Below are 6,116 nucleotides of genomic sequence, written 5' to 3'. Positions count from 1 at the left end.
AAGTCTTGCCGATGAACTTGCGCTTGGCCTCGGGATCGTCGATCCCGGCGAGGCCGCCGAGGAACAATGTCTCGGCGTCCACATGCACCAGCGGGATATTGTAGCTGTTGCGGAACAGGCTGACGACCTGCTCGGCCTCGCCGGCGCGCATCAGGCCGTGGTCGACGAACACGCAGGTCAATTGCTCGCCGATCGCCTCATGGATCAGGACCGCCGCCACCGCGCTGTCGACGCCGCCGGACAGGCCGCAGATCACGCGGCCGTCGCCGACCTGGGCGCGGATCTTGGCGATCTCCTGGTCGCGGAAGGCGGCCATGGTCCACAGGCCGGTGCAGCCGCAGACATGGTGGGTGAAGTTGCGCAGCAGCGCCGCGCCATGCGGCGTGTGCACCACCTCGGGGTGGAACTGCACGCCGTAGAACCGGCGGATGTCATCGGCGATGGCGGCGTAGGGCGCGTTCTCGCTGGTGGCGACGATGCGGAAGCCGTCCGGCAGCCGGGTGACCCGGTCGCCATGGCTCATCCACACCTGCTCGCGCGCACCGAGCGACCAGGCGCCGTCGAACAGGGTGCAATTCTCGCGCACGTCCAGCCAGGCCCGACCGAATTCGCGGTGATGCCCCGCCTCGACCGCGCCGCCGAGCTGCTCGCACATGGTCTGCTGGCCGTAGCAGATGCCCAGCACCGGAATGCCCAGCTCAAACACCAGCTGCGGCGCGCGAGGCGAAGCGGCCTCGGTGACCGAGGCGGGGCTGCCCGACAGGATGATGCCGCGTGGGTCGAAGGCCCGGAGCCGGTCGTCGCCGGCCTGGTTGAACGGCCAGATCTCGCAATAGACGCCGGATTCACGCACCCGGCGGGCGATCAGCTGGGTGACCTGGCTGCCGAAATCGAGAATGAGAACGCGGTCCGGCGACGGCGTAGCGGTCGGGGCGGTCATGGCAACTCCGGGGTCGGGCGGTGGGATGGAGATTTATACGTCCATCGCCCGTACGACAAGCGATCGCCCCCGCGCCCGGCGCGAGTCGTCCATGCGTGGAGGTGGAGGCAAGGGCTCAGAGCATCACGGCGACACATAGCGCCAGGACCAACGTCGTCTGGCCGATCGCGATCCACAGCAGGCGCGAGCGGAACGGTTCCTTCCGCGTCTTGTGCCGCAGCAAGCGCTGCCCGGCGATGGCGCCGGGGGTGCCGCCGGCCAGCGCCAGCATCAGCAGCGTCCGCTCCGGGATCCGGCGCCGGCCGACGATGGCGCAGCGCTTGTCCCAGGCGAACAGGAGGAAGGCGGCGAGACTGAGCGCCAGCAGATACAGCGCGAGCGCCGCCCATAGCACCGGCATGGCTTTCAGCGCCGCGGCGTCGGTGCGATCCGGGCGTCGAACCGGAAGGCGCTTTCCGGCAGCACGGCACCGCTGAACCGCTCCAGCCGGTCGGCATAGGGCTCGCCGCCGAGATGGCGGTAGAAGCCGGTGGCGCGGAAATTGGCGGTCAGGGCCCACAGCATGAAGGGCAGCCCGCCACGCTCGGCAAACCAGTCGGCCGACGCCGCCATCAGGTCGCGGCCATGCCCCCGCCCCTTGGCGCGGTCGAGCAGATAGAGCGCGAAGATCTCGCCCCAGCCCGGCCCCGGCGCGCCGCGGGCCCGGCCACAATAGGCGAAGCCGACCGGTATGGCGCCGCCTGATGGAGTCGGGTCGAGGGCGAGGAAGGTGGCGGTGCCGTCCTCATAGGCCAACTGCCGCTCATGGCCGCGCTCGCGGTCGGTCACGGTCAGCCGGTTCAGGTAGTCGTCCGGCACCAGGCCGCGATAGGTTTCCTGCCAGGACTGGACATGGATCCGGGCGATCGCCGGCGCATCGGCCAGGATCGCACGCCGGATCATGCCCTCAGCCCTCCCGCTCGGCGTCGCCAGGCTCGTCGGTGCCAGGCTCGTCAGCAACAGACGCGACCTCGTCAGCCTCGTCGTCGGCGTCGGGCTCCTCGTCGTCAGGCTCCTCAGCCGCAACGGCGTCGGTCCCATTGGACGGGGTCCCCCGCTCCATCACCGCGACGAAGAAGCCGTCGGTGTCGTTGACCGCGGGCGACAGCCGCAGCATGCCGGTGGTCGGCGACGGCCCGGTGCCCACCACCTCGTCCCAGATCGCCTCGATCGGCAGCAGGTGATAGTCGGGATGGCTGGCCAGGAAGCCCTCGACCTGCGCCTCGTTCTCCTCGCGCAGCAGCGAGCAGGTGGCGTAGATCACCCGGCCGCCATCGGGCTTGGCCAAGCGGGCGGCGCTGTCCAGGATCTCGCGCTGCACGCCGAGCAGGCGCTGCAGGTCCATCGGCCGCCAGCGCGCATCCGGGTTGCGGCGCCAGGCGCCGGTGCCGCTGCAGGGCACATCGATCAGCACGCGGTCGAACTTGCCCCGCTGCTTCTTGACCCAGCGGTCGCGCTCGTTCTCCAGCAGCCGCGGCTCGACATTGTCGATGCCGGCGCGGCGCAGCCGCTCCTTGCCGCGGTCCAGCCGGCCCTTGGAGACGTCGCAGGCGACGACCCGGCCCTTGCCGCGCATCCGCGCGGCCAAAGCCAGCGCCTTGCCGCCGGCGCCGGAGCAGAAATCGACCACCTGCTGGCCCGGCCGGGCGTCGACCAGCAGCGCGATCAGCTGCGAGCCTTCGTCCTGCACCTCGATCAGCCCGGACTGGAAGGCCGGGTGGCGGCCGAGCTGGGGCCGCCCCTTGACCCGGATGCCGACCGGCGACAGCACCGTCGGCTCAACCGTCAGCTTGCCGGCCAGCAGGGTGCGCACCACCTCGTCCCGGTTCGCCCGCAGCTCATTGACCCGTAGGTCGAGCGGCGCCTGCTCCAGCAGGGCCGCGACCTCGGCCTCGAAGCGCTCGCCGAAATTCGTCTGCAGCGACTCCGCGGCCCAGTCCGGAATCTCGGACCGCACCGGCTTCGGCATGTCGGGATGGTCGAGCGGCTGGCCGGCGGTGGCCTTGACCAGCTTGTCCTCGGGGCCGTCGAGCGGGATCGGCGCGTAGGTCTCGCCGGAGAACAGGCGGCCCATGTCCTTGACCGCGATGTCCTCGGCCAGGGTCAGCTGGGCGATGACGCGGTTGCGGGGCGTGTCCTCGGCCTCGACCTTGGCCAGCCACCAGCCCAGCCGGGCGTGATGGCGCAGCACGGCGTAGACCCGGGCGGAGACATCGGCGCGGTCTTTCGAGCCGATGAAGCGACGGGTGCGGAAATAGGCCGACACGAGAGCGTCGGCCGGGCGGTTTTCGATGGCGAGACGCTCGAGGATATCGATCGTGGCCTGGATGCGGGCGGAGGGGGTCATGGACTCGAGCGTAACAGGAAAACGCGCCTTCTACCGCGCTTCCGCTGCCACGGCCAGACTTCCCGGCCGCTGCGACCCTGCAGACCGGTGTCCCGCCCCCGGATTCGGGACGGGATTCACCCCCGGCCGAAGGCCGCCGATCGTGTCGCGGCGGACTTCGGCCGAGGGTGGGCGCTCAGGCGCTGCGCCGGTCGGGCCACACGAAACGCGAGCGATAGCGCGGGGTCCGGCGGGCGCGATGCTCCGCCAGATCATCGACCGGGGCCGCCGGAGCCGGCGTCTCGGCCGGGCGCTCCGACCAATGCGCGGCCAGCTTACCGGTCTCCGGGTCGCGGCCCCAGCGCTGCACGATTTTTTCGGCATCGCGCACCGGGGCGTGGCGCAGGTCACGGTTCAGGAACCCCGACACGGCGGCCAGGGCCTCGGCACGCGGGGACACGATGGCGGCCGGCGCCAGGCGCAGGCCGCGGTCGAAGAAGGTGAGAAAAGCGAGCTTCATCATTCGCTCCGTTCTGCATATCGGCAGAGGCGGAGCGAACGGCGTCCCGACCCTAGGTCCGGCTCACGCCATCCACCCGGCCCAGGCCGAGTGCGATTCTGTGATGTTCCGGTGACGTCACCGCGGCCGGATCGGCCTTGGCGACGCCACGACTAGGGTGGTCGTCCATCTGTCTCTCGTTGTGCGATCGGCGCCGACGGGCTGGGCTCGTCCGGCGTCACAGGCCATGTATGCCCGGCCCCCCGGGGAGTCAAGGTCAAAGCGGCAGCCTCTGGAATGCCTGGCGATCGGGGCTGGGATGGGCCGCAAAATCGGCCCGCCGGCGCGGTTGCCGGCTGGACAGCCGCGGCCGGAGTCGGTAGGGAATTGGCCGACGCCGGATTAGCTCAGTTGGTAGAGCAGCGGTTTTGTAAACCGAAGGTCGCGGGTTCGACCCCTGCATCCGGCACCAATTAACTCGCTGATTTTGCTGCGCTTTGTGACCAAATCTCGAAACGAGTCAGCCGACTGACAGGGTTCGGGGTCACGGAACAGCATGCCTGCATTCGGAGTCATGCCTGTCGAGTCGTGCGTGCTGGCGCACCCGACTGCACCACGCGTGCACGCACCGGCCCGTTTACGGACACATCACCGCTGATACGGCCTCATGCAGTGCGATCCTGCACGACACCGCACGGTACACTCCCCTCGCCTCCCCTTTCGCGATGGGACCCGTTCATCGGACTGCGCGGAGGGCCGCATCGGGCACCCGTACCCCCGAAATCGACGGGCGCGTGTGTGAGTTGCGCCTGTATCTCACGTAAAATTTCCGCCCCACTCCCGCACCAGCATAACTGCGGCCGCGCCAGTCCGATCAAACTTGCGTAAGGATCGCATATGCTCGAATTTGCAACCTGTTTCGTATTTCCGGTACGGCGGCCTTACGGTTGGGGGAATAAATTGCCGATATTCGATGTGTATTCCAAAAGAGCGAAGCGTACGTCAGGCAATTCCGATGACGTTTATCAATACGACTCGATGTCGGCACAACTTCGCGTGCAGATTCAAATGGTATTCAAAGATGCCCTGGGCCCAAAATCGGATTTTGACGCTGGGGAGCCAAGTGCGCCTTGGACCACAGTGCGTGACATCGTGTGTCGCGAACATGGAATACACACACTCAACGAAAAAAAAACATCCAGCGGAAGATATTCTGAATTGCTTAGAAAAAGAAACTGATATGATGTTGGTGCTCGATGTACTCGAAACCGGCCTTCTGTACATTGAGAGAGTATTTTCATCATTAGATAGATCAGATCGCGAACGAAAGGGAATAAAACAGGCTGCGCGTGATGCCATTGATGAAGTTAACACAAGAATGCGAGAAGCAGCATTTGGATTTCAATACGAATCCAGTAAATTAATTCGCATAGACAGTCAAATTGTTCACGCAAATATAGTAAAATTAGGATTATCGCTTCTCACTGATTCCAGGTTTGCAGGGCCTGAGAAAGAATACCTAGATGCACACACTCATTACCGACACTCTGAATTCAAGGATGCGATTGTCGATGCGAATAATGCATTCGAAAGTACCCTGAAGACGATTTGTGAACTACGAAGCTGGTCAATCAAACCAGGTTCGAGAGCATCCGATCTTCTCAAGGTTGTTCGACAGAACGGCCTTATGCCTGACTATCTCGACAACTCCTTCGATCAACTTTACAGTACGCTCGCAAACGGCCTTCCGAAAGTGCGCAACAATGAAGGCGGGCACGGCGACGGATCGACACCGAGAGAGGTGCCGAGACACGTCGCAGCATACGCGCTTCATCTTGCGGCAACGAACATCGTCTTCATGGTTGAAGCATTTCACGCCCTGCCACCGTTGCCTAAGTCTTCATGACTCACGCCTGCGCGAGCTTTGCATCGCTGCCGTACAGTCGCAATGTTAGCCGGTTCCGTGAGTAAACGGCTTCAGCGACGGCCGTATGCCAACCGCCGGGACCTGTCGACCTTCATGATGAAGCGCGTACGGCGATTTGTCAGAACGCCAGTTTTGTAAACCGAAGGTCGCGGGTTCGACCCCTGCATCCGGCACCAATTCATCATTCAGGACTGTTCGTGGGCATCCGGAAAGGCGCAGAATCCTGCGCTTCTGGATCACGATCTCGTACATCCGCGTTCAGGCATATGTGCTGACAGCCAGCAGATTTGTTGGTATTTTTGGCGGCATACTAGCACTCAATGTCCGCGTGACCGCAAAGATACCAACAATGCCGCTTACCGATACCGCGATCCGAAATGCCAAA

The 6,116-nt window shown here is 64.9% G+C and carries 7 protein-coding genes and 1 tRNA gene; 3 read left to right on the top strand and 5 right to left on the bottom strand.

What is annotated here, in order from left to right; translation table 11 throughout:
- The 5 genes from guaA to AC3XYG_RS39650 form a co-directional block, all read right to left on the bottom strand.
- A partial coding sequence (gene guaA, locus AC3XYG_RS39670) for a glutamine-hydrolyzing GMP synthase (protein ID WP_489145423.1) occupies positions 1 to 940 on the bottom strand: 940 nt, incomplete at its 3' end.
- A gap of 115 nt (positions 941 to 1,055) precedes the next feature.
- Entirely contained in the window at positions 1,056 to 1,340 is a 285-nt protein-coding gene (locus AC3XYG_RS39665) for a DUF1294 domain-containing protein (RefSeq protein ID WP_489145422.1), read from the bottom strand.
- Between the two features lie 5 nt (positions 1,341 to 1,345).
- Positions 1,346 to 1,882 (bottom strand): GNAT family N-acetyltransferase, encoded by a 537-nt coding sequence (locus AC3XYG_RS39660; protein ID WP_489145421.1) that lies wholly within the window; start codon positions 1,880 to 1,882, stop codon positions 1,346 to 1,348.
- 4 nt (positions 1,883 to 1,886) lie between these two features.
- On the bottom strand, positions 1,887 to 3,326 hold the full coding sequence (locus AC3XYG_RS39655; RefSeq protein ID WP_489145420.1) for an RsmB/NOP family class I SAM-dependent RNA methyltransferase: 1,440 nt from the start codon (positions 3,324 to 3,326) through the stop codon (positions 1,887 to 1,889).
- A gap of 175 nt (positions 3,327 to 3,501) precedes the next feature.
- Entirely contained in the window at positions 3,502 to 3,828 is a 327-nt protein-coding gene (locus tag AC3XYG_RS39650) for a hypothetical protein (protein WP_489145419.1), read from the bottom strand.
- Between the two features lie 372 nt (positions 3,829 to 4,200).
- Here AC3XYG_RS39650 and AC3XYG_RS39645 point away from each other — a divergent pair.
- From AC3XYG_RS39645 to AC3XYG_RS39635, 3 genes are all read left to right on the top strand, one after another.
- Positions 4,201 to 4,276 (top strand) — tRNA-Thr (locus AC3XYG_RS39645).
- 425 nt (positions 4,277 to 4,701) lie between these two features.
- A complete protein-coding gene (locus tag AC3XYG_RS39640; RefSeq protein ID WP_489145418.1) occupies positions 4,702 to 5,043 on the top strand; it encodes an AbiJ-NTD4 domain-containing protein in 342 nt (113 codons plus the stop codon).
- Positions 4,970 to 5,710, top strand: coding sequence for an abortive infection family protein (locus tag AC3XYG_RS39635; RefSeq protein WP_489145417.1), 741 nt, complete (start codon positions 4,970 to 4,972; stop codon positions 5,708 to 5,710). Before AC3XYG_RS39640 ends, AC3XYG_RS39635 begins: the two co-directional genes overlap by 74 nt.
- Positions 5,711 to 6,116: the final 406 nt, after the last annotated feature.

The sequence above is a fragment of the Inquilinus sp. genome (assembly GCF_057815775.1).
This window is presented reverse-complemented; position numbering and strand designations above follow the sequence as displayed.

What these genes read in the sequence shown, in the direction of transcription:
- AC3XYG_RS39660 (WP_489145421.1), bottom strand. Translation starts at nt 1,882, where the DNA reads ATGATCCGGCGTGCGATCCTGGCCGATGCGCCGGCGATCGCCCGGATC.
- AC3XYG_RS39650 (WP_489145419.1), bottom strand. Translation starts at nt 3,828, where the DNA reads ATGATGAAGCTCGCTTTTCTCACCTTCTTCGACCGCGGCCTGCGCCTG.
- AC3XYG_RS39665 (WP_489145422.1), bottom strand. Translation starts at nt 1,340, where the DNA reads ATGCCGGTGCTATGGGCGGCGCTCGCGCTGTATCTGCTGGCGCTCAGT.
- AC3XYG_RS39655 (WP_489145420.1), bottom strand. Translation starts at nt 3,326, where the DNA reads ATGACCCCCTCCGCCCGCATCCAGGCCACGATCGATATCCTCGAGCGT.
- AC3XYG_RS39640 (WP_489145418.1), top strand. Translation starts at nt 4,702, where the DNA reads ATGCTCGAATTTGCAACCTGTTTCGTATTTCCGGTACGGCGGCCTTAC.
- AC3XYG_RS39635 (WP_489145417.1), top strand. Translation starts at nt 4,970, where the DNA reads ATGGAATACACACACTCAACGAAAAAAAAACATCCAGCGGAAGATATT.